Source organism: Protofrankia sp. CiP1_Cm_nod2, from assembly GCF_920664355.1.
In the GTDB taxonomy this organism is placed as follows: Bacteria; Actinomycetota; Actinomycetes; order Frankiales; family Frankiaceae; genus Protofrankia.
The window spans coordinates 2,025-21,807 of the sequence record NZ_CAKKTL010000042.1 but is presented as its reverse complement, the minus strand read 5'-3'; the positions used below and the strand labels follow the sequence as shown (position 1 = coordinate 21,807).

Below are 19,783 nucleotides of genomic sequence, written 5' to 3'. Positions count from 1 at the left end.
GCGGTTCATGCGCTCCCCGATCCGCTCCGCCGGCCGCGCGCCGCGCCGCCGTTCCCGTTCCGCGGACGGCCGTTCCGCGGAGGACGGCTGTTCTTCCGGGGACGACGGTTCTCCAGGGGACGACGGTTCTTCCGGGGACGACGGTGCGCGCGCCCTGCCCGGTGGCTCATCCCCGTACCGCCGTCGCGCCCGTGCGCAGCTGGCCCCAGGGGCGGGCCGCGCCGCGCCGGCGCTCGCGGGCGAACTCGTCGTCCGCGACACGGCTGGCGACGGTGGCGGCGTCCAGGCCGAGCAGGCGCAGCGCGTTCCCACCGAGGATCTTGCGGCGGTCCTCGGCGGTCAGCTGGGGGTAGCCGTGCTCGGCGACCAGGTCGGCCGGCAGCTCGTAACCGTCGAACGCGGCCAGCAGCGGAGCCGGGTGGGACAGGTTGGAGCCGCTGCCGAACATCAGCTGGTCGGCGCCGCAGGCCCGCAGCAGGGTGCCGAGGATGCGGGCGAACACGAGCGGTCTGACCACCACGTAGGCGAACACGGACTCGAGGGTCGCGTAGAGGTTGCGGTGCCGGCGCAGCAGCGTCGCGGTCTCCTCGAGGAAGGCCGCGCCCGCGTGCACCACGTGGAAGCTGATGTCGGGGAACCGCTCCAGCGGGAGGTCCAGGTCGTCGAGGCTGAAGGCGCTGCGCGGGGCGGGTGGCAGCCACAGCGCCTTGTGCACCGCGACGTTGCGGATGCCGAGGTCGCGGGCGGCCTCCAGCAGCGGGGTGGCGTAGTCGGCGTCGTCGAGCCGCCAGCCCCTGCCGACATCGTCGTAGAAGAAGGCGGGATACAGCTTCAGCCCGTCGACGCCGAACCGGGTGACCTGCTGTTCCAGCTGGGTGATGGCGGCGTCGGTGATCGGGGTGTCGACCGTGGCGAACAGCCGGAACCGGTCGGGGTAGCGGTCCCGGAACGCGGCGGCGCGTTCGGGCGCGGTCACGTGGCCGCGGGCGAACCCGAGGTTGGGCAGCGCGTGGATGACCGCGAGGTCGACCGGGCTCTCGACGAACAGCGAGTCGGCGATCGCCTCGAAGGGGAAGTCGGAGAAGAACTCGTCATGGGTGAGCAGGTACTCGGGACGGTTCTGGCCGGTCGCGAGGACGTGCGCGGCGTAGACCGCCTCGAGCTGGTCGCGGGCCGCGGGGTTCTGGTTCGCGGGCGCGAGGTTGTAGGGATGCACCACGGCATCCACCACGACGGCTCCGTCGATCATCGTCGCCCTCCGATACAAACAACTGTTTGTTACAAGGTTTCCATGGTGCTGCCCGCCCGTCAACCAGGCTGGCTCTCAGGCGTCCGGGGCCGCCGGCCGGATGCTGGCGTACTCCAGCGCCCACCAGACCTCGACAAGGGTGTCGGTGTCGGCGAGGTCGGCGCCGGTGATCGTCTGATATCGCTCCAGCCGGTAACGCACCGTGTTTTCGTGGACCGACAGCGCCCGTGCGGCCGCCGCCACCGACCGGCGTTCGCGCAGGTAGGTCCGCACGGTCTCGAGTATCTCGGCCGACGCGCTCCCGCTCCGGCCGCTCAGGCGGGTGACGTAGCGACGGAACAGCTGTTCGCCGAGTTCGGCCTGCTGCTCGACCGCGGCCCGTACCGACAGTGACGAACTGTCCACGACGCCGGTACGGCGGTAGCGCACAGCGACGTTGAGCACTCGGGTGGCCTCGGCGAACGCCTGCGGGACGCCGGTGAGCGTCACCGGCCCGGCAACCGCGATCACGGCATCGTCGTGCGGGACGGGACGGATCGCGCTGATCCCCACCACGTCGTCGTCGAACATGGTGATCAGTGGCCGGAAGCCCACGCCGGTACCGGCCGGCTCCAGCTGCCGGATCAGCCGCTGCACCCCTTCCGGGCGCTGCCGGCAGCGCAGCACCCAGTACTCCCGGTCGGGCAGGATGCCGTGGACCGCGCCGCCCTCGACAAGCTCGGCGGGGTCGGCCCCGCCGGTGAGGATGCGGTGCAGGAACGCCATCCGGTGGCGCTCGTCGCGGCGGGCGGCATCGATCTCCACCTGCTGGCGCGCGGAAACCAGGACGCTGCTGAACCGGTCCGTGAGGTCCCACAGCCGCCGGGCCCCGGTGAGCACGGCCCACGGGTCGGCCCCGGCCGCCACCGCCTCCTCGATGAACGCGTCGCGCAGCACGCTGAGCACTCTGCGGTACGCCTCGACGACGTCCTCGGAGGGGATGCCCTGTAACGCCCGGCGCTGGCCGGAGACCCGCTCGTCCTCCTCGATCTCCGGCGGCAGCTGGTCGCGCCGCTCGAGGACCGCGACGACCCGGGCGACGTTGCGCCGGCACGACCGGCGGAGGTCGTCGTCGGGCACCCGGTCGTAGGAACGCAGCGTCCGCAGCGCGTCCAGCTGCCGTTCGACCAGGTCGTCGGTGCGCTGGCGAAGCCGCTGCGCGGTCGTGACCAGCAGGCTGCCACTGGCATCGGACATCTACACCACCTCGAGCTGGTAGGAGATCTTTGGAGGGAACTCCTAATACTGGCCTCCGCTTCTCATGGATTCTCCGTATCCGCGGACGTGCCTGTTTCCTACTCTCATCGGTATGGCTGACGGCGATCAGATCACGGCGGCCCAGATCCTCTGGGATGCCGCACGGCGGTACCCCGACCGGCCCTGCCTGACCGATCTCGACGATGCCGCCGGTGCCACCGCGTCGACCTACGCGCAGGTGGCCGGACGCGTCGCCGCGGTGGCCGGCGGGCTGCTCGGGCTCGGTCTGGGGCCCGGCGACCGGGTCGCGCTGCTGCTCCACAACAGCCACGCGTACGTCCAGGCGTATCTCGGTGCCACGGCGGGCGGGCTGGTCGCCGTCCCCCTCAACGTCCGGCTGACGCGCGCGGACTACCTGCACATGCTGACCGACTCGGGCAGCCGGGTGCTGGTGACCACCAGCGAGTTCAGCGACCGGCTCCCGGATCCGTCGCGGCTGCCCGGGCTGACGGTCGTGTACGCCGACGCGCGGGACGGCGCGGATTCCGGGCTCGCGGCGCTGGCCGCCCGCGCGCGGCCGCTTGCGCGGCCGGTCGCGCGGGCCGGTGACGACCCCGCGAGCCTGATGTACACCAGCGGCACGACCGGCTCACCGAAAGCGGTCGTCCTCAGCCACCGTTCCTGGCTCAGCATCGCCGGGACCGCGGTGCGGGTGCTCGGGCTCGGCGACGACGAGGTCACGCTGCACGTCGCCCCCCTGACCCACGGGGCGGGCTTCCTGCTCCTGCCCACGCTGCTGCTCGGCGGCCACAGTCTGCTGTGCCACTCCTACGACGCCGGGCGCACCCTGGGCCTGCTCACCGAGCACGGCGTCACCGGGATGTTCATGGTGCCGTCGATGATCAGGATGCTGCTGGACGCGCGGCCGCCGGGCTGGGCGGTTCCGGCCTCGCTGCGCCGGCTCTACTACGCCGGTTCCCCGATCGGCCCGGAGACCATGCGGGAGGCGACGGAGGTCTTCGACGGGCGCCTGATCCAGTCGTTCGCCCAGATGGAGTCGCCGATGTTCTTCACGGTTCTCGACCAGAAGGATCATCTGCACGCGCTGGACAATCCTGATTCACCGCTGGCCCGTTCGGCCGGGCGGGTGCTTCCCGGGGTCGAGCTGCGCATCGTCGACGACGCGGGAGCGGCCCTGCCCGACGGTACGGCCGGGGAGATCGTGGCGCGCGCTCCCCAGACCATGAACGGGTACTGGGGCCGGCCCGCGGACACCGAGCGGACGATGGCCGGCGGCTGGCTGCACACCGGCGACATCGGCTGCCTCGACGGCGACGGCTATCTGTATATCGTCGACCGGAAGAAGGACATGATCGTAACCGGCGGGTCGAACGTCTACGCCCGTGAGGTGGAGGACGTGCTCGTCGATCTGCCGGGGGTGAAGGACGCGGCCGTGATCGGGCTGCCACACCGGATCTGGGGCGAGGCGGTGACCGCCGTACTGGTGCCGGCGGACGACAGCCGTGACAGCGACGCGGTGCTTGCCGCCTGCCGGACGAGGCTGGCCGGCTACCGGGTGCCGAAGCGGGTGGTGTGGGTAGAGGCGCTCCCTCGCAACGCCTACGGCAAGGTCCTCAAGCGGCAGCTGCGCGAACAGTTCTCCGGATCGGGGTGATGCGTCGGCGGGCAGTCATTTCCGCAGTCCGGTCAGAGCGTTGTCGGCGAGGGCCTCGCTGAGCTCCTCGGGGCTGAGCGGGCCGGTGGGGGAGTACCACTCCGTCGCCGAGTTGAGCATGCCTATCAGGGCGAGCACGGAGACGCGCGGGTTGGCGACGTCCCGGAACTCCCCGGAGCTGATGCCGTCGTTCAGGATTCTGCTGAAGAGCTCCTCGTAGCGCTGCCGCATCAGGATGACGCGTTCTTTGTGCTCGGCGCTCAGATAGGTCCACTGGTGGAAGCTCACCCGCGTCTGCTCGAGAGCGGCCGCGAGGACCCGCATGTGCGCCGTGATCGCTTCTCGTAGCCGAATGGTTGCGGAATGCTCTGATTCGGCTATCGGCGCGATGGCGTCCAGGTAGCTCCGGATGCCCTGCTCGACAATTTTGATCAGCAGGTCCTCCTTGCTGTTGATGTGGACGTACAGGCTGCCGGGCAGGATCCCGACCGCGTCGCTGATGTCCCGCATCCCGACGACCGGATACGTCCTCTCGCCGAACAGGCGGATGGCCTCCCGCTCGATGAGCTCGGCCGACACGGGTCCGGAGGCCGCTCGAGTGCCGCGCTCCCGCTGCCTGGCCACCCGTAGTTCCCGCTGCTTAGCCACCCGTGCGCCTCCCCGAAGTCCTGATCCAGATCCGATCGTACGGTCGCGTTGGTCCAATATCCCCGACGGGCTGGAATATTTGTCCGTAATATCCGTTTTCAAGATGAACAAAACGGCTATTTGGTATGATCGATGTGACCCATTCAACAAACAATTGTTTCGTCAAGCTGTCCCCCCACGAGAGATGACAGCCACAGGCGGCAGGATCCCCCCTCCGACAGGTTGCGCTCGTGGCGACCGTCGTGATTTCGTAATCCCTACTGTATGTCGAACGGGCTGGTCCCGGTACGTGGCTGACCGTCTTCCACGGGTGAGCCCGCTACGGGTGGACGCCTGCTCGTCAGCCCGGATCCGCCGCACGGCGTGCGCGCTGGGCACCCGGCTGGTGAGCCGGAGGCGCCGGGCCCGCGTGCGCCCCCAGCTGTTGATCTTCTCTGATTGATCTGTATCGGACCCCTCCCGCCACCGCCCGCTGGTTCGGCTGACGGTGGCGGGCTCCGCTGCCGGGCCGTCCCGCGGCCGGGCTGTCCCGCCGCCGGGTGCGTCGGGTCAGCCCGCTTCCGCGGCGGCCGCGATGGTCGCGCCCGCCAGCCCGGCGCCGGTGAACGACGTGAAGCGGCGCGAGCGGAACCGCCAGCGGCCCTCGGAACGAGCGAACTCGTCGTGGTAGCGGCCGATGACGACGAGTCGCACCGTGTCCGCGCCAATGCTTATGACCTGCACGTACGCGCTGCCAGAGGCACCGGTGGCCGAAGGTTCCACAACCACCGAGGAAACGAGGTGCCGGCCGCCCGCGCCCCGGGCCGCGACGCCGCGGACCAGCTCCGCCAGCGCGGCCCGGCCGTGCACCGGCTCGGCGCCGTCGCGTACGAAGGTCCCGTCGTCGGTGAACAGGTCCGCGAGGTCCTGCGGGCTGTTGTCGTCGAAGGCGTGCGTGTACCGCGCGTACAGCTCGGTGATTTCCTGACGGGCGGCGGCGTCGAGCTCGTGGGTGACGGTCATCGCAGGACCTCCCTGACGGTGGTGGACGCGTGGGCCACGCGCAGCTCCTTGCGGCTACGCAGGAACTGGCGGGGGCTGTTGACGGCGAACACGCCGGTGATCCGGCCCTCGGCGCGGAAGTGCCCGGCGAACGAGTCGGTGGCCATGTCACCCGCCACCACGACGAACTCGCTGCCGGCGTCGGCCCGGCCGGCGAACTGCAGCCGCAGGCCGAGCTGGTCCGACCAGAAGAACCCGTCGTCGAGCAGATCCGGAGCCGGCAGGCCGAGCAGCGTGTGCGCGACGCGCCGGGCGCTGTTCCCCGCGGCGGTCCAGTGCCCCACGGGGGCCAGGCCGTGCTCGGTGCGATGGCAGACGACGTCTCCCGCGCCGAACACGTCCGGCGCGCCCGTCCGCCCGGCCAGGTCGCACACGAGGCCGTCGGCTACTTCCAGGCCGGCTTCGGCGAGCCAGCCGACGTCGCGGACGACCCCCACGCCGACGACGACGGCGTCCGCGTCGACCACCGACCCGTCGGCGAGCCCGAGCCGTTCGCCGCCGCCCGGCGCGGCTCCCGCGGCGGTGACGGTCACCCCGCAGCGGAACTCGACGCCGTGCGCCACGTGCCGCGACCGCAGCCAGCCCGCGACCAGCGGGCCCACCGTGCCCAGCAGCGGCGCGGGCTGGGCCTCGACCACCGTCACCGCGCAGCCTCTCGCGCGCGCCGTCGCGGCCACCTCCAGGCCGATGAACCCACCGCCGATCACCGCGATCCGCCGCCCGTCGCGCAGTACGGCCGCGAGCCCGCGGGCGTCGGCGGCGGTGCGCAGCGCGGACGCCGCCGCGCGGCCGGTGACGACGCCCAGCGGCCGGGCCCGGGCGCCGGTGGCGATCACAAGCCGGTCGTAGGGGACCACCGTCCCGTCGGCGACGGTCACCGTATGAGCCACGGTGTCCAGCGCGACGGCAGGCCGGCCGAGCTCGAGCCCGATCCCCAGCGAACGGTAGCCGGACGGGCCGAGCAGGCGGATGGCATCGTCCGCCAGCGTGCCCAGCAGGTACTCCTTGGACAGCGGGGGGCGGTCGTAGGGCGCCTCCGTCTCGGCGGAGAGAATCCGCACCTCACCGCGGTGCCCCAGGTCACGCACGCTCTGGGCGGTGCGGACGGCCGCCAGCCCGCCGCCCGCGATGACGATCCGCGGGCCGCTCACGCCGACCCCACCGAGGCCGGCCGGGCGGCGCCGGACACGGCCTGCGTGCCTGGTCCCGTCCGCGCGTCCTGCGTGCCTGGTCCCGTTTGCGCGTCCGGTGTGCCCTGCTCTGTCCGCGCCCGCTGGGCCAGCAGGGCCACCGCCCGCTCCGCGAGCATGAACTTCTGCACCCGGCCGGTGGCCGTCACCGGGATCTCGTCCTCTTCGATGAACAGCACCACGTCGGGGACCTTGAAGCGGGCAAGCCTGTTCGCGCAGTAGGCGACAAGCTCGTCCGGCGCGGGCCGTCCCGGGCCGGGCACGATCCAGGCGCACCCGACCTCGCCCATCCGTGCGTGCGGGATCCCGACGACGTGCGCGGCGGCCACGCCCGGGTGGTCGGTGAGCACCCGTTCCACCTCGCCGGGCAGCACCAGCTCCCCGCCGCAGCGGTAGGACTCCTTCTTACGGCCGGTCAGTATCAGGTAGCCCTGCTCGTCGATGCGGCCGAGGTCGCCCGTGCGCATCCACCCGTCGGGGGTGAACAGCGCCGTGGTCTCCGCGGGCTTGTCGTAGTAGCCGCGGGTGACGATCGGGCCGCGGACCACCAGCTCACCCACCTCGCCGGCCGGGATGTCCGCACCGGTCTCGGAGTGCACCGTCCGGTAGACGGCGAGCGTGCCGCCGAGCTCGGCGGCACCGGCGACACCCGCCGGTTTGGTGGTCCCGTTCGTGTTCGCCAGCCGGTCGAGAGGATCGCCCGGCCGGGTGCACGTCGTCGACGCCGTGGTCTCGGTCTGACCGTACGCGGTGAAGATCTCCTCGACGCCCAGCACCTCGAGCATGTCGGCCCACATGCCGGCGCAGTGCGCGGCCCCGGAGGAGAACATCGTCCGCAGCGACGACAGGTCGTGCTCGCCGGCCCGTGCCGCGTCGAGCACCAGACTGGTCATCGCCGGGACGCAGATCAGCTCGTCGATACGGTGGCGGGCGATGTCCCGCAGGGTCTGCTGGGCGTCGAACGTGGCGTGCGGGCAGATCGCCCCGCCGACGAACAGCGCCGCGACCAGGCCCTCGACGTAGCCGAAGACATGGTAGATCGGCAGTGCGAACAGGATCCGCCGGCCGTCCCCGAACGCGCGGGTGTAGGCGCTGGCGTACGCGGTCCGCAGGACGGCGTCGTGCTGGAGCATCACGCCCTTGGCCGCACCGGTGGTGCCCGAGGTGTACAGCAGGTCGGAGACGGCGTCGGGGTCGGCCGCCGCGGTGCGTGACCGCACCTCCTCGTCGCTGATCCCACGGCCGAGCTCCACGAGCTCGCCCAGCGGCCGGCCGCGGGCCGGCCCGCCGTCCGTTCCGAGCACGAACACGTGCCGCAGCCGGGGCAGCGAGCTGCCACCCGCCTCCGTCTCCCAGCCCGGGGCGATCCGGTCCAGGGCGTCGAGGTAGTCCAGCTCGCGGAAGCGGTCCATCGTGATCAGGACGACGCTGTCGGACTGGCGCAGCACGTAGCTGAGCTCCTCGTGCCGCAGCCGGAAGTTGATCGATACCGACACCGCCCCGACCCGGGCCACCGCGAACTTCAGGGCCACGACCTCGGGCAGGTTCGCCATGTCCACGGCGACGTGATCGCCCGGCCGTACCCCGAGCGCCATCAGCCCGGCGGCCAGCCGCCCCGACCAGTCGGCGATGTCGCCGTAGCTGTAGGACCTGGCGTCACCGAGAACGAGCGGCCGATGGGGACGCTCGGCGGCTAAGAGATCGAGAAGCTGGGCGGTCGTGCGGGGCACCCAGCGGGGATAGCGTGCCTCCAGAGCCTCACGACGCCGGGCGGCGGCCGAGCCGGTCCTGGCGGCCGAGCTGGTTGCGGCTGAACTGGTTGCGGCCGAGCTGGTTGCGGCCGAGCCGGTCGTGGTCGAGCCGGTCATAGTGGTGACACCGTCGCTTCCGTCATCGGGTTCGGGACGAGACCGAGGATCTCGGCGGGGGTCATGCCGGCCTCGGCGAGTACCTCCGCGGTGTGCTGGCCGAGCGCGGGCGGTTCGCGCATCGCGCACGAGCCGTCGGTGTCGATCGGCAGCCGGAGCTGTCTGAGCCCGCTTGCGCGCAGCGTGTCGCCGAGGGGCTCCGCATCGCGGACGAGGGCGCGCTCGCGGGTGACCGGATGGGCCAGGGCGGCGGCCAGGTCGTTGACCGGCCCCGCCGGGACGCCGACGGCGGAGATCCGTCCGAGCCAGTGCTCGGATGACGCGGTGCCCAGCCGCTCTTCGATGGCGGCCGTCAGCGCGTCGCGCGCGCGCACCCGGTCGGCGACGGTGCGGAACCGGGGGTCGGCCCGGAGCTCGGGAAGGTCGAGGGCCGCGCAGAGCCGCTCGAACAGCCGGTCCGTCGCGGCGGCAATCATGATCGCGCCGTCCGCGGTGCGGAAGGCCTGGTAGGGAGCGGTGCTCGGGGCGGCCGAGCCGAGGCGGCCGGGGAACTCGCCGGTTCCGAGGAATCCCATGACCTGGTGGCAGAGCAGGAAGAAGCCGCTGTCGACCAGGGCGGTCTCCAGCCGCTGGGCCTCGCTCCCGCCGGTGCGACGGGCGAGCGCGGCCTGGATCGCCGTGATCGCCCAGAGGCCGGTGGAGACGTCCACGACGGACGGCGCGGCGCGGGCCGGGCGGCCGTCGGCGTCACCGGTCATCTCCATGATGCCGGTGAAGGCCTGCACGATCGCGTCGTATCCGGGACGGTCGTGCCCGAGCGGGCCCTCGCCGAAGGCGCTGATCGAGCAGTGCACGACGCGGGGGCTGACCCGGCGGAAGTCGTCGAAGCCGAGCCCGAGCCGGTCCGCGGCCCCGGGCCGGAACGACTCGACGACGACGTCGGTGCCGGCCGCGATGCGCAGCACCGCGTCGCGGCCGGCCGGGGTGGCGATGTCCAGGGCGACGCTGCGTTTGTTGCGGTTCACGGTGAGGAACACCGTGCTCTCCGGCCCCCACCGCGGCGGCAGGCCGCGGGTGGCCTCCCCGCTGCCCGGACGTTCGACCTTGACGACGTCGGCACCGAGATCGGCAAGGATCAGACAGGCGAGCGGGCCCGCGATGTTCTCGCTGAGGTCGAGTACCCGCAGGCCGCGGTAGGTCTGGTCGAGTGTCATGTGAGCACACCGGTCATGGGGCGTCTCCAATGCCTGTGGCGGGCTGGTGACTGTGTCGATCGCCCAGGTCAGGATTCAAAAACAATCACTTGTTTTTTTCTAGCATGGTCGATTAACGTGGTCAACGGACAGATACGGACCCGCGGTGCTGACGGAGGGCGCAGGGATGGACTTCAGATTCACCGAGGAGCAGCGGCTGTGGAGGGACACGCTGCACACGTTCATGGAGCGCGAGGTAGGACGGGAGTACATCCGCAAGCACGACGAGTCCCGGGAGTTTCCCGACGAGGCCTACCAGAAGATCGCGGACAGGGGCTGGCTGGGCCTGCTCATCCCCGAGGAGCAGGGCGGGCTCGACGCCGACCCGGTGATGTACGCGATCTTCTGCGAGGCCATGGCGAAGTTCAGCCTCGACTTCGCCGCGTGCGTGATGACCTCCATGTTCACCGCGACGAACATCGCCAACCACGGCACGGCCGAGCAGCGCGAGCAGTACCTGCCGGGCTTCCTCGCCGGCAGGACGAAGTTCAGCGTCTCGATCACCGAACCGGGGGCCGGCTCGGACGCGGCGGCGGTGCAGACACGGGCCGTCCTCGACAACGACCACTGGGTCCTCAACGGGAACAAGGTCTTCTGCTCCGGGGCGCACCTGCCGGACACGGTCATCACCGTGCTCGCGCGCACCAGCCCGGAGCGGCACCGGGGCCTCAGCCTGATCCTGGTGCCGAACACCGCGCCCGGCGTCGACATACGCAAGCTGAACACGATCGTCCGCCGTAGCCTCGGCACCACGGAGATCTTCTTCACGGATGTCCGCGTCCCCGCCGGAAACTTGATCGGCGAGGTGAACAGCGGCTGGGGCTACATCGGTGAGCACCTGGAGTACGAGCGCCTGAGCCTGGCGGCCTCCTACGTGGGCAACGCCCGCACGGCGCTCGACGACACCGTCACCTATACCAGGAACCGCACCCAGTTCGGCCGGCCGCTGTCGTCGTTCCAGGTCCTCAAGCACCGGATGGCCGAGAACGAGTGCGAGGTGGAGGCCGCGCGGCTGCTGGTCTACAACGCCGCGACGAAGATGGCGCGCGGTGAGCGCGCCCTGAAAGAGGTGTCGATGGCGAAGGTGTTCGCCGCCGACGTCGCCTTCAGGACCTCGTTCAACGGCATGCAGGCGCTGGGTGGATACGCGCAGCTGCCGGAGTTCGACATGGAGCGCTACTTCCGCGAGGCCAAGCACGCGATGGTCGGCGGCGGCGCGAGCGAGATCCAGCGCAGCATCATCGCCAAGGAGATGGGGCTCTGACCCGGGTCCCTCGTACGAGTTCGGATCCTTCGTACGCCCAGTGGGCAACAGGCGTCATGCAGGTGGCCGGACCGGTGACACCGGTCCGGCCAGGGCCGTCTCGAGGGTGGCCACGCCCGCGTCCCCGCATCCTGCCGCCCGGCCGGAAGAAGCAGCCGTCCACCGGGAGAAGCGGCTGTCCTGTCGGGAGAAGCGGCTGTCCTTCGGGAGAAGCGGTGGGTGGCGGTGCCCCGAGGCCACGGAAAACAGCGGACGGTTGAGAGTCCGGCCAGGAGATCCCGGCCGGGCTCTCAACCGTCCGCTGCCGGCAGCCGTGGCGCCACGGCCGCCGGCCTATTCGGTGAAGTGAATGGCCTTGCTCGGGCAGTCGTACTCCGCGCGGCGGACAGCGGGCAGCCGCTCGCCGGCGACGGTGGCCTGCGACAGCACCACCAGGCCGTCGTCGTCCACGTCGAAGATCTCCGGATCCGCGAGGACGCAGTTGCCGTAGCCCTGGCAGACGTCCCGGTCGACTCTGATTGTGATCATTTCTTTCTCCTGGTCAACGAATGCGACTGGCGACTTCGTCGTGAAAGGCGGTCAGCCTGCTTTCGGCGGTGTTGAAGATGTTCCGGCGGAACCCCTTCGACCGGGCCAGCGCCGCGAAGTTGTTGATGACCTCGGAGTCCTCCGCGAGGACGTCGAGAAAGTGTTTCCAGTCCCGCTCGTTGTGCTGCTCCCACTTCGCCTCGCTCAGGCCGTCCGGGGTGGGCCCGACGAGCTGGTAGGCGTTGAGGACGGTCCTGTCCGGGGCGACCGGCCAGGCGGTCCACATCTGCAGGTGGTTGGGGAAGCAGCTGAAGATCGTGTTCGGGAACGCGAGGTAGTGGCACAGATGGGTCTGCCGATGGTCGCTGTCGGAGACCCTGTCGGTGAACCCGCGGATCGGCAGTGTCATCCAGGAGTGCGGTGAGGCGATCTTCAGGCTGGCGTCGCGCCACAGGACCAGCCCGGAGAGGGTCGACTTGTGCGTGAACGGGACATGCCAGGTCTCGTTGAACGCGTCGACGACGATCTTCCAGTTCGCGGTGAGCGTGACCGACGCGCGGAAGCGGGTGTCGAACCGGTCGAGCTGGTAGCCGGCAAGCTCCTCGCCGATCGTGCCGAGGTACTCCAGCAGGTCGGGGACCGTGTCGGAGAGCGTCAGCCAGATCCAGCCCGACCACTCGAGCACCCTGACCGCCGGCGCCCGCAGCCCGGCCAGCTGTGCCGGGTCGAACGACTCACGCAGCGGCACCTGCCGGACGTTGCCTTCAAGATCGTAGACGAAGCCGTGCCACGGGCAGGTGAACCGGCCGGTGGAGCAGCGCCCGGCACCCGCGACGAGAAGCGCGCCGCGGTGCTGGCAGACGTTGTGCCAGGCCGACAGCGAGCCGTCGTCAAGCCGGATGATCACCACTGACTGCCCGAGCTGGCTCCAGACGACGTGGTCGCGCGGCTTGGGCACATCGGCGGACGGAAACACCGGGAACCAGGCGTGGGACAGGATCCGGTCGAGTTCCCGCTGATAGCGCGCCGGGTCTGTGTACACCGAGGCGTTGACCGCGGATGGGGCGAGGGGGTACTGCGGTTCGCTCAGAGCAGGCCCGACAGGGGCAGGCCCGACAGGGATGAGCCCGGCCGGGGCGAGCCCGGCCGCCGGGATGGACTGGGTCATGCGAGTGCCCCTCTCGTCGGCGTCCCCACTGGCTGGCCCGGTTGCCGATGCCGCGGGCCGGATGCGGGCTCAGGTAAGTAAACAATCATTTGTTTCAAAGTAGGGCCGTGTGTAGTGGGTGTCAAACCGGTTCCGCGCGTGGCGTATGGCGTGTCCCGCGACATGGCGGGCTGCCCTGGTCCACGCGGCCGGGCCGGTGCCGGTCGGGGTCATGCTGGCCGCGGCGGGAACCGCGCTGGTCATGGCTGGAAGCGGTAGCCCATGCCGGGCTCGGTGATGAAATGGCGGGGGCGTGCCGGGTTCGGCTCCAGCTTGCGGCGCAGCCGTCCCATGTACTCGCGCAGGTAGTGGCTGTGTTCCTTCGGGGAGGGGCCGCCGGTGCGGGGAAGGAGCTGGCGGTGGGTGAGCAGTTTCCCGGGGTTGCGCACCAGGACTTCGAGCAGGTGCCATTCGGTCGGGCTGAGGCGGACGGTGACCGGGCCGTCGGGCTGGTCACCGTGGTCACGCCGCTGGCCTGCCAGTCTGGTGACCTGTCGGGCGGTCAGGTCGATCGTGTAGTCGCCGATCGTCGTCAGCGGGGCCTCTGTCGTGCTCAGGGTTCGTCTGGCTACCGCTCGTAGCCGGGCGAGGAGCTCGTCGACGCGGAAGGGCTTGGTGACGTAGTCGTCGGCGCCCGCGTCGAGCGCGCCGACCTTGTCGCTGCTGCCGGCACGGCCGGACAGGACGATGACGGGCGTCGCGGTCCGGCTGCGCAGGGCGTGGATGACCTCGGTCCCGTCCATGTCGGGCAGGCCCAGGTCGAGCAGGATGATGTCGGGCTGTCCGGAGGTGGTGGCGGCGAGCGCGTGCTGTCCCGACGTCGCGGTCAGGACCTCGTACCCCCGGGCGTGCAGAGTGATCCGCAACGCGCGCAGGATCTGGGTGTCGTCGTCGACGATCAGGACGCGGGTCATGCCGCGCCGTCCCACGAGCGGGTGTCGGGCGGGGCGCCCCGCGGCGACCGGAACGACGGCGGTGACGGCGGTGACAGCGGCAGGACCACCGGTGTCAGAAGCGGTGGTCCTGCCACTGCCGGGACCGGTGCCAGCAACATGGTGACGCCTCCGCGGAGGTTCCCTGGGCAGTGCAAGTCTCCGTCAGCCCGCGCCGAGCCTGTCCAGGGCGAGGTTGAGCGCGACGACGTTGACCCTGGGCTCGCCGAGGAAACCGAGCGCACGGCCGCGCACATGCTCCTCGACCAGCCGGCGGACCGCTGCCGGGGGCAGCCCGCGGGCGCCCGCGACCCGGTTCACCTGAAGGTAGGCGTAGGCGGGGGAGATGTCCGGGTCCAGGCCGCTGGCGGAGGCGGTCACTGCGTCCGGTGGCACCGGGTTGTCCCGGCCGCGGCCCGGTCCGGGGACGAGGACGCGCCGGCCCGCCGCGTAGTCGCCGCCGGGCGCCGCGCACTCGACCCGCACGCCCTCGTAGGTGGTGACGAACGGTCGCGCCGGGCACTGCTCGTTCACGCTGACGACCCGCACGACCGGCCCGGCGGGGCCCGGATCACGGTGGAACACCGCCAGCACGGCGCCGGCACCGTCCGGGGTGCAGTACGGGCGCCGTCCGTCGACGCCCTCGAGCTGCCCGACGGCCCTGCTGCGGCCGCACACGGTGGTGAGCAGGCTGCGCCGGCTCTCGTCACCGGGCGTGGCAGGATCGTCGAACGTGTCGACGACGTCCTCGGGGCCCAGGTTGGACGCGGCGGTCGCGGTCGGGTCGTAGCCGGCCCCGGCGGCGGACGGCCGGGGCTGGAAGTAGGTCGGGATCGGGCGGCCGGCGGCGTCGGTGAACGGCTGGCCGATCCGCGACGAGCCGACGACCGTGCCGTCGGCGGCCCGGACGAGCGAGCCGTCCGCCTGGTGGCGCAGCCCGGGCAGCTGGGCGATCGCGGTGACGGCCAGGGGATACGCGATGCCGACGAGCACGGTGAGCACCAGCAGCATGCGCAGCGCGGCGAGGAGGTGGCGGACGGGGCCGGGCAGGCGCGGGGAGGCCATGACGATCACCGGATTCCGGGGAGGAACTGGACGGCCAGATCGATGAGTTTGATCCCGACGAACGGGACGACCAGGCCGCCGAGGCCGTAGACGCAGAGGTTGCGCCGCAGCATCGCCGTGGCGTTGCCAGGTGTGTAGCGGACGCCGCGCAGGGCGAGCGGGATCAGCGCGATGATGACCAGCGCGTTGAAGACGACCGCGGACAGGATCGCCGACTGCGGGCTGTGCAGCCGCATGAGGTTGAACGTCTCCAGCCCGGGATACACCGCGGCGAACAGCGCCGGGATGATCGCGAAATATTTGGCGACGTCGTTGGCGATCGAGAACGTCGTCAGGGCGCCGCGGGTGATGAGCAGCTGCTTGCCGATCTCGACGATCTCGATGAGCTTCGTCGGGTTGCTGTCGAGGTCGACCATGTTGCCGGCCTCCTTCGCGGCCGACGTGCCGGTGTTCATGGCGACGCCGACGTCGGCCTGGGCGAGCGCGGGGGCGTCGTTGGTGCCGTCCCCGGTCATCGCGACGAGCTTGCCGCCGGCCTGCTCCCGCCTGATCAGGTCGAGCTTGTCCTGGGGGGTCGCCTCGGCGAGGAAGTCGTCCACCCCGGCCTCCTCGGCGATGGTCCGCGCGGTCAGCGGGTTGTCACCGGTGATCATGATGGTGCGGATGCCCATGCTGCGCATCTCGTCGAAGCGTTCCCGCATGCCCGCCTTCACGATGTCCTTGAGCTGGACCACGCCCAGGACGCGGGCGCTCCGGCCACCGTCCACACCGCTGGTGATGACCACCTCCGCGACGACCAGCGGTGTCCCGCCGGAGGCGGAGATGCCGTCCACCACCTGGCCGGTGTCGGGCGGTGCGCTCCCGCCGTTCTCCCGGACCCAGGCCAGCACCGCGCTGGCCGACCCCTTGCGGATCTGCCGGCCGCCACCGGTGTGCAGGCCGTCGCCGGCTTCGCCGGCTTCGCCGGGGCCGCTGTCCCGCCGGTCTTCGCCGCCGCGGGGCCCGGGCGGGGCCAGGTCGACACCGGACATCCGGGTCTGCGCGGTGAACGCGACGAAGGTCGCGGTGGGCAGCTCGCCGGCGGTGCGCTCCCGCAGGCCGTAGGTGGTCTTGGCGAAGACGACGATCGAGCGTCCCTCCGGGGTCTCGTCCGCGAGCGAGGACAGCTGCGCGGCGTCGGCGAGCTCGCGTTCGTCCACGCCTCCGACCGGGATGAACGCCCGCGCCTCGCGGTTACCAAGGGTGATGGTGCCGGTCTTGTCCAGCAGCAGGGTGTCGACGTCGCCGGCCGCCTCGACTGCGCGACCGCTCATCGCGAGCACGTTGCGCTGCACCAGCCGGTCCATGCCGGCGATGCCGATCGCCGACAGCAGCGCGCCGATCGTGGTGGGGATCAGGCAGACGACCAGTGCCGCCAGCACGATCCCGGGGATGCCGTCGGCGCCCAGGGCGGCGCTGTCGGGGATGCCGGGCCGCTGGGCCCGGGAGAAGACCGCCAGCGGCTGGAGGCTCACGACCGCGAGCAGGAAGATGATGGTCAGCGAGGCCAGCAGGATGTTCAGCGCGACCTCGTTCGGGGTCTTCTGCCGGTTCGCGCCCTCCACCAGGCCGATCATCCGGTCGATGAAGCTCTCCCCGGGCCGCTGCGTGATCTCGACGATGATCCGGTCCGACAGCACCCGGGTGCCGCCGGTCACCGCGGACCGGTCGCCCCCGGACTCACGGATCACCGGCGCGGACTCGCCGGTGATGGCGGACTCGTCCACGCTCGCGATGCCCTCGATGACGTCGCCGTCACCGGGGATCAACTCGCCGGCGTCCACCACCACACGGTCGCCCTTGAGCAGGGCCGGCGCGGGCACCGGCTCGGTCCGGGCCGTCTCGACGGGCCGGCCGGGCGCCCAGCCGACGAGCCGGCGGGCGATCGTGTCGGTCTTGGCCCTGCGCAGCGCGGCGGCCTGCGCCTTCCCGCGTCCTTCGGCGACGGCCTCGGCGAGGTTGGCGAACAGCACGGTCAGCCACAGCCAGCCGACGATCAGCCAGGCGAACACGGTGGGGTCCAGGGCCGCGAGCACGGTGGTGAACGCGGCGCCGATCTCGACGATGAGCATCACCGGGTTGCGCCACAGGGTGGCCGGGCTCAGTTTCCGCAGCGCCTGCGGGGTGGAGCGCAGCAGCATCCGTGGGTCGAGCAGGCCACCGGAGGCCCGCCGGGGCGGGCGGGCGGAGCCGGGGCCGCCCGCTGGTCCGGCGGGGGTGCCGCGTACGGCGGTCGTGGGCATGTCAGTGCAGGCCTTCCGCGAACGGCCCGAGGGCGAGGGCCGGGAAGTAGGTCAGTGCGACGACGACGAACGCGACACCGGTGACGAGGCCGACGAACAACGGCCGGTGGGTGGGCAGTGTCCCGCTCGACGCAGGGGCTGTCCTCTGCCGGGCGAGGCTGCCGGCCAGGCCCAGGACGAACACGACCGGCAGGAGCCGGGCGAGCAGCATGGAGATTCCCAGCACCGTGTTCCACCAGGCCGTGTTCACCGTGAGGCCGGCGAACGCCGAGCCGTTGTTGTTCGCCGCCGAGGTGGCCGCGTACAGCACCTCGGACAGCCCGTGCGCGCCGGAGCCCAGCATGTTCGCCCGTTCACCGGGCAGCGCCATGGCCGCCGCCGTGACGCCGAGGGCCAGCACCGGCGTGGTGAGAATGTAGAGCGCGGCGAACTTCACCTCCCGGGCGGCGATTTTCTTGCCCAGGTACTCGGGCGTCCGCCCGATCATCAGACCGCCGACGAACACCGCGAGCACGGCGACGACCAGCATTCCGTAGAGCCCCGATCCGGCGCCGCCCGGGGCGATCTCCCCGAGCATCATGTTCAGCAGCAGGACGGCGCCGCCGAGACTGGTGTAGGAGTCGTGCGCGGAGTTCACCGCACCCGTGGACGTCAGCGTGGTGGCGGCCGCGAAGGTGGCCGATCCCGACACCCCGAAACGGGTTTCGACGCCTTCGGTCGCGGCCCCGACAGCGGTCGGGACCGTGCCGTGGTGAGCCAGTTGGAAACCGTTGGCAAGAAATATCCCGGTTATCGCCAGAACGGCCATGGCCGAGACGATCGCCAGACCCTGGCGGGTATCGCCGACCATTTTCCCGAAAGCTCTCGGCAGCGCGAACGGGATCGCCAGCAGCAGATAGACCTGTAGCCAGTTGGTCCAGACCGTCGGATTCTCGAACGGGTGGGCGGAGTTGGCGTTGTAGAAACCGCCGCCGTTGGTGCCGAGCTCCTTGATGATCTCCTGGCTGGCCACCGGGCCGCCGGTTATGGCCTGGCTGGAGCCGGCGATGGCCGACACCGTCCGGACGTCGTGGAAGTTCTGCACGACACCGCCGGCGACCAGGACGACCGCGCCGATGACGGAGATCGGCAGCAGAATGCGGACGACGGTGCGGACCAGGTCCACCCAGAAGTTGCCGAGCCGGTCGGTACGGTTGCGGGCGAACCCGCGGACCAGGGCGATCGCCACCGAGATGCCGACCGCGGCGCTGGTGAAGTTCTGCACCGCGAGACCCGCCATCTGCACGAGATATCCGAGCGTCGACTCGCCGGCATAGGACTGCCAGTTGGTGTTCGTGACGAAGCTGGCCGCGGTGTCGAACGCCTGGCCTGGCGCCATCCCGCCGAAACCGAGGCTGAGCGGCAGCCGGCCCTGCAGGCGGAGGAGAACGTACAGGAAGAGCACTGACACGCACGAGAACGCGAGTACGGCGCGCAGGTGGACGCTCCATCGCTGGTCCGTGTCCGGATCGACACCGACCAGCCGGTAAATCATTTTTTCGGCCCGCAGGTGACGCTTGGAGGTGTATACCCGGGCCATATAGTCGCCGAATGGCCGGTAGGTCAGGCCGAGGGCGATGGCGAGCGAGGCGGCGAAAACGGCTCCCGCCGTCGTGGTGTTCATTCAGTGACCCCTTGTCGACCGGGAGCCCGGGCCCGGGGGAAACACGACCGCGGCAGCGGTCGTGCGGTCCGTGGCCGGGCAGGCCGTAGCGTGTCGCTGGTCCGGCAGGTCAGAACTGTTCCAGGAAAATCAGAATTTCTCCGGGAAAAGCAGGGCGACCACGAGGAAGACCACCAGGGCGGCCGCCAGGACGAGCCCGGTCAGGTTCTCGGCGGTCACAGCCGTTCCACCCCTCGTACGACGAGCCCCAGCACCGCGAATATCACGATGATCAGGACGGCGAAAACCAGGTCACGCACCGGCTGCTCCTTCTGCCACGTCCCGCTGCCACCGTGGGGGACCGACGGGCTACAGCGCTCCCCTGGGGTGACGGCAACCCCATCATGCCCGGCCGTCCGGATGCCGGATACCCGGCGCCCGGGAATCCGGCATCCGGGAATCCGGGTGTCCGGGTGTCCGGGCGCCGATGGTGGCACCGGTGCCGGGTTTCGCCGCGGCCCCTGACCGGGACGTCCCGGGAACAGGCGCGGCACGCCGGATACCCGGGCTGTCACCCACGAGCGCTGGCACCATGAACTCCCCGGATCGCGCCGATTGCCGTATTGCCGCATCGGCAGCATCGACCCCGCGGGAGCCGGCCACCAGCGGCGTTGACGCCCTGGTGACGCCGAATACGGCAGAG

17 protein-coding genes are annotated in these 19,783 nt (G+C 71.0%); 2 read left to right on the top strand and 15 right to left on the bottom strand.

Annotated elements, in window-relative coordinates; all coding sequences use genetic code 11:
* Positions 1-166 precede the first annotated feature (166 nt).
* Positions 167-1,249, bottom strand: coding sequence for an amidohydrolase family protein (locus NBW84_RS07040; RefSeq protein ID WP_250282834.1), 1,083 nt, complete (start codon positions 1,247-1,249; stop codon positions 167-169).
* A gap of 75 nt (positions 1,250-1,324) precedes the next feature.
* Complete coding sequence (locus NBW84_RS07035) at positions 1,325-2,485, bottom strand: PucR family transcriptional regulator (protein ID WP_250282832.1); 1,161 nt, start codon at positions 2,483-2,485, stop codon at positions 1,325-1,327.
* A 112-nt stretch (positions 2,486-2,597) separates the two neighbouring features.
* On the opposite strand from NBW84_RS07035, the gene NBW84_RS07030 reads away from it, so the two are divergent.
* Entirely contained in the window at positions 2,598-4,160 is a 1,563-nt protein-coding gene (locus NBW84_RS07030; RefSeq protein ID WP_250282830.1) for an AMP-binding protein, read from the top strand.
* A 15-nt stretch (positions 4,161-4,175) separates the two neighbouring features.
* On the opposite strand, the gene NBW84_RS07025 is transcribed toward NBW84_RS07030, so the two are convergent.
* The 5 genes from NBW84_RS07025 to NBW84_RS07005 all read right to left on the bottom strand — a co-directional run bounded on the left by NBW84_RS07025 (position 4,176) and on the right by NBW84_RS07005 (position 10,121).
* Positions 4,176-4,808, bottom strand: a complete 633-nt coding sequence (locus NBW84_RS07025) for a TetR/AcrR family transcriptional regulator (protein WP_250282828.1) — start codon at positions 4,806-4,808, stop codon at positions 4,176-4,178.
* 549 nt (positions 4,809-5,357) lie between these two features.
* On the bottom strand, positions 5,358-5,810 hold the full coding sequence (locus tag NBW84_RS07020) for a nuclear transport factor 2 family protein (protein WP_250282826.1): 453 nt from the start codon (positions 5,808-5,810) through the stop codon (positions 5,358-5,360).
* Positions 5,807-7,000, bottom strand: a complete 1,194-nt coding sequence (locus tag NBW84_RS07015) for an FAD-dependent oxidoreductase (RefSeq protein WP_250282824.1) — start codon at positions 6,998-7,000, stop codon at positions 5,807-5,809. Before NBW84_RS07015 ends, NBW84_RS07020 begins: the two co-directional genes overlap by 4 nt.
* Positions 6,997-8,907: an AMP-binding protein gene (locus NBW84_RS07010; RefSeq protein ID WP_250282822.1), complete on the bottom strand. Its 1,911-nt coding sequence runs from the start codon at positions 8,905-8,907 to the stop codon at positions 6,997-6,999. The genes NBW84_RS07015 and NBW84_RS07010 overlap by 4 nt, the downstream gene beginning before the upstream one ends.
* The gene (locus NBW84_RS07005; protein WP_250282820.1) at positions 8,904-10,121 is read right to left on the bottom strand and encodes a CaiB/BaiF CoA transferase family protein; all 1,218 of its coding nucleotides are present in this window, start codon (positions 10,119-10,121) and stop codon (positions 8,904-8,906) included. Before NBW84_RS07005 ends, NBW84_RS07010 begins: the two co-directional genes overlap by 4 nt.
* Positions 10,122-10,287: 166 nt before the next feature.
* On the opposite strand from NBW84_RS07005, the gene NBW84_RS07000 reads away from it, so the two are divergent.
* Positions 10,288-11,424 (top strand): acyl-CoA dehydrogenase family protein, encoded by a 1,137-nt coding sequence (locus NBW84_RS07000; protein WP_250282818.1) that lies wholly within the window; start codon positions 10,288-10,290, stop codon positions 11,422-11,424.
* Between the two features lie 333 nt (positions 11,425-11,757).
* Here NBW84_RS07000 and NBW84_RS06995 read toward each other — a convergent pair whose 3' ends face one another.
* The 8 genes from NBW84_RS06995 to NBW84_RS06960 all read right to left on the bottom strand — a co-directional run bounded on the left by NBW84_RS06995 (position 11,758) and on the right by NBW84_RS06960 (position 19,577).
* Positions 11,758-11,952, bottom strand: a complete 195-nt coding sequence (locus NBW84_RS06995) for a ferredoxin (RefSeq protein WP_250282816.1) — start codon at positions 11,950-11,952, stop codon at positions 11,758-11,760.
* Between the two features lie 13 nt (positions 11,953-11,965).
* Positions 11,966-13,120: an aromatic ring-hydroxylating oxygenase subunit alpha gene (locus NBW84_RS06990; protein WP_250282815.1), complete on the bottom strand. Its 1,155-nt coding sequence runs from the start codon at positions 13,118-13,120 to the stop codon at positions 11,966-11,968.
* A 239-nt stretch (positions 13,121-13,359) separates the two neighbouring features.
* Positions 13,360-14,073 carry a response regulator gene (locus NBW84_RS06985; RefSeq protein ID WP_250282813.1) on the bottom strand — a complete coding sequence of 238 codons (714 nt, stop codon included), beginning with the start codon at positions 14,071-14,073 and terminating at the stop codon, positions 13,360-13,362.
* Positions 14,074-14,256: 183 nt separating this feature from the next.
* The gene (locus NBW84_RS06980) at positions 14,257-15,156 is read right to left on the bottom strand and encodes a potassium-transporting ATPase subunit C (RefSeq protein ID WP_250282811.1); all 900 of its coding nucleotides are present in this window, start codon (positions 15,154-15,156) and stop codon (positions 14,257-14,259) included.
* Between the two features lie 5 nt (positions 15,157-15,161).
* Positions 15,162-17,438, bottom strand: coding sequence for a potassium-transporting ATPase subunit KdpB (gene kdpB, locus NBW84_RS06975; protein ID WP_250282808.1), 2,277 nt, complete (start codon positions 17,436-17,438; stop codon positions 15,162-15,164).
* Position 17,439: 1 nt separating this feature from the next.
* Positions 17,440-19,101 carry a potassium-transporting ATPase subunit KdpA gene (kdpA, locus tag NBW84_RS06970; RefSeq protein ID WP_250282806.1) on the bottom strand — a complete coding sequence of 554 codons (1,662 nt, stop codon included), beginning with the start codon at positions 19,099-19,101 and terminating at the stop codon, positions 17,440-17,442.
* Positions 19,102-19,230: 129 nt separating this feature from the next.
* Positions 19,231-19,320, bottom strand: coding sequence for a K(+)-transporting ATPase subunit F (gene kdpF, locus NBW84_RS06965; protein ID WP_250282804.1), 90 nt, complete (start codon positions 19,318-19,320; stop codon positions 19,231-19,233).
* Positions 19,317-19,577 carry a hypothetical protein gene (locus tag NBW84_RS06960; RefSeq protein ID WP_250282802.1) on the bottom strand — a complete coding sequence of 87 codons (261 nt, stop codon included), beginning with the start codon at positions 19,575-19,577 and terminating at the stop codon, positions 19,317-19,319. Before NBW84_RS06960 ends, kdpF begins: the two co-directional genes overlap by 4 nt.
* Between the last annotated feature and the right edge of the window lie 206 nt (positions 19,578-19,783).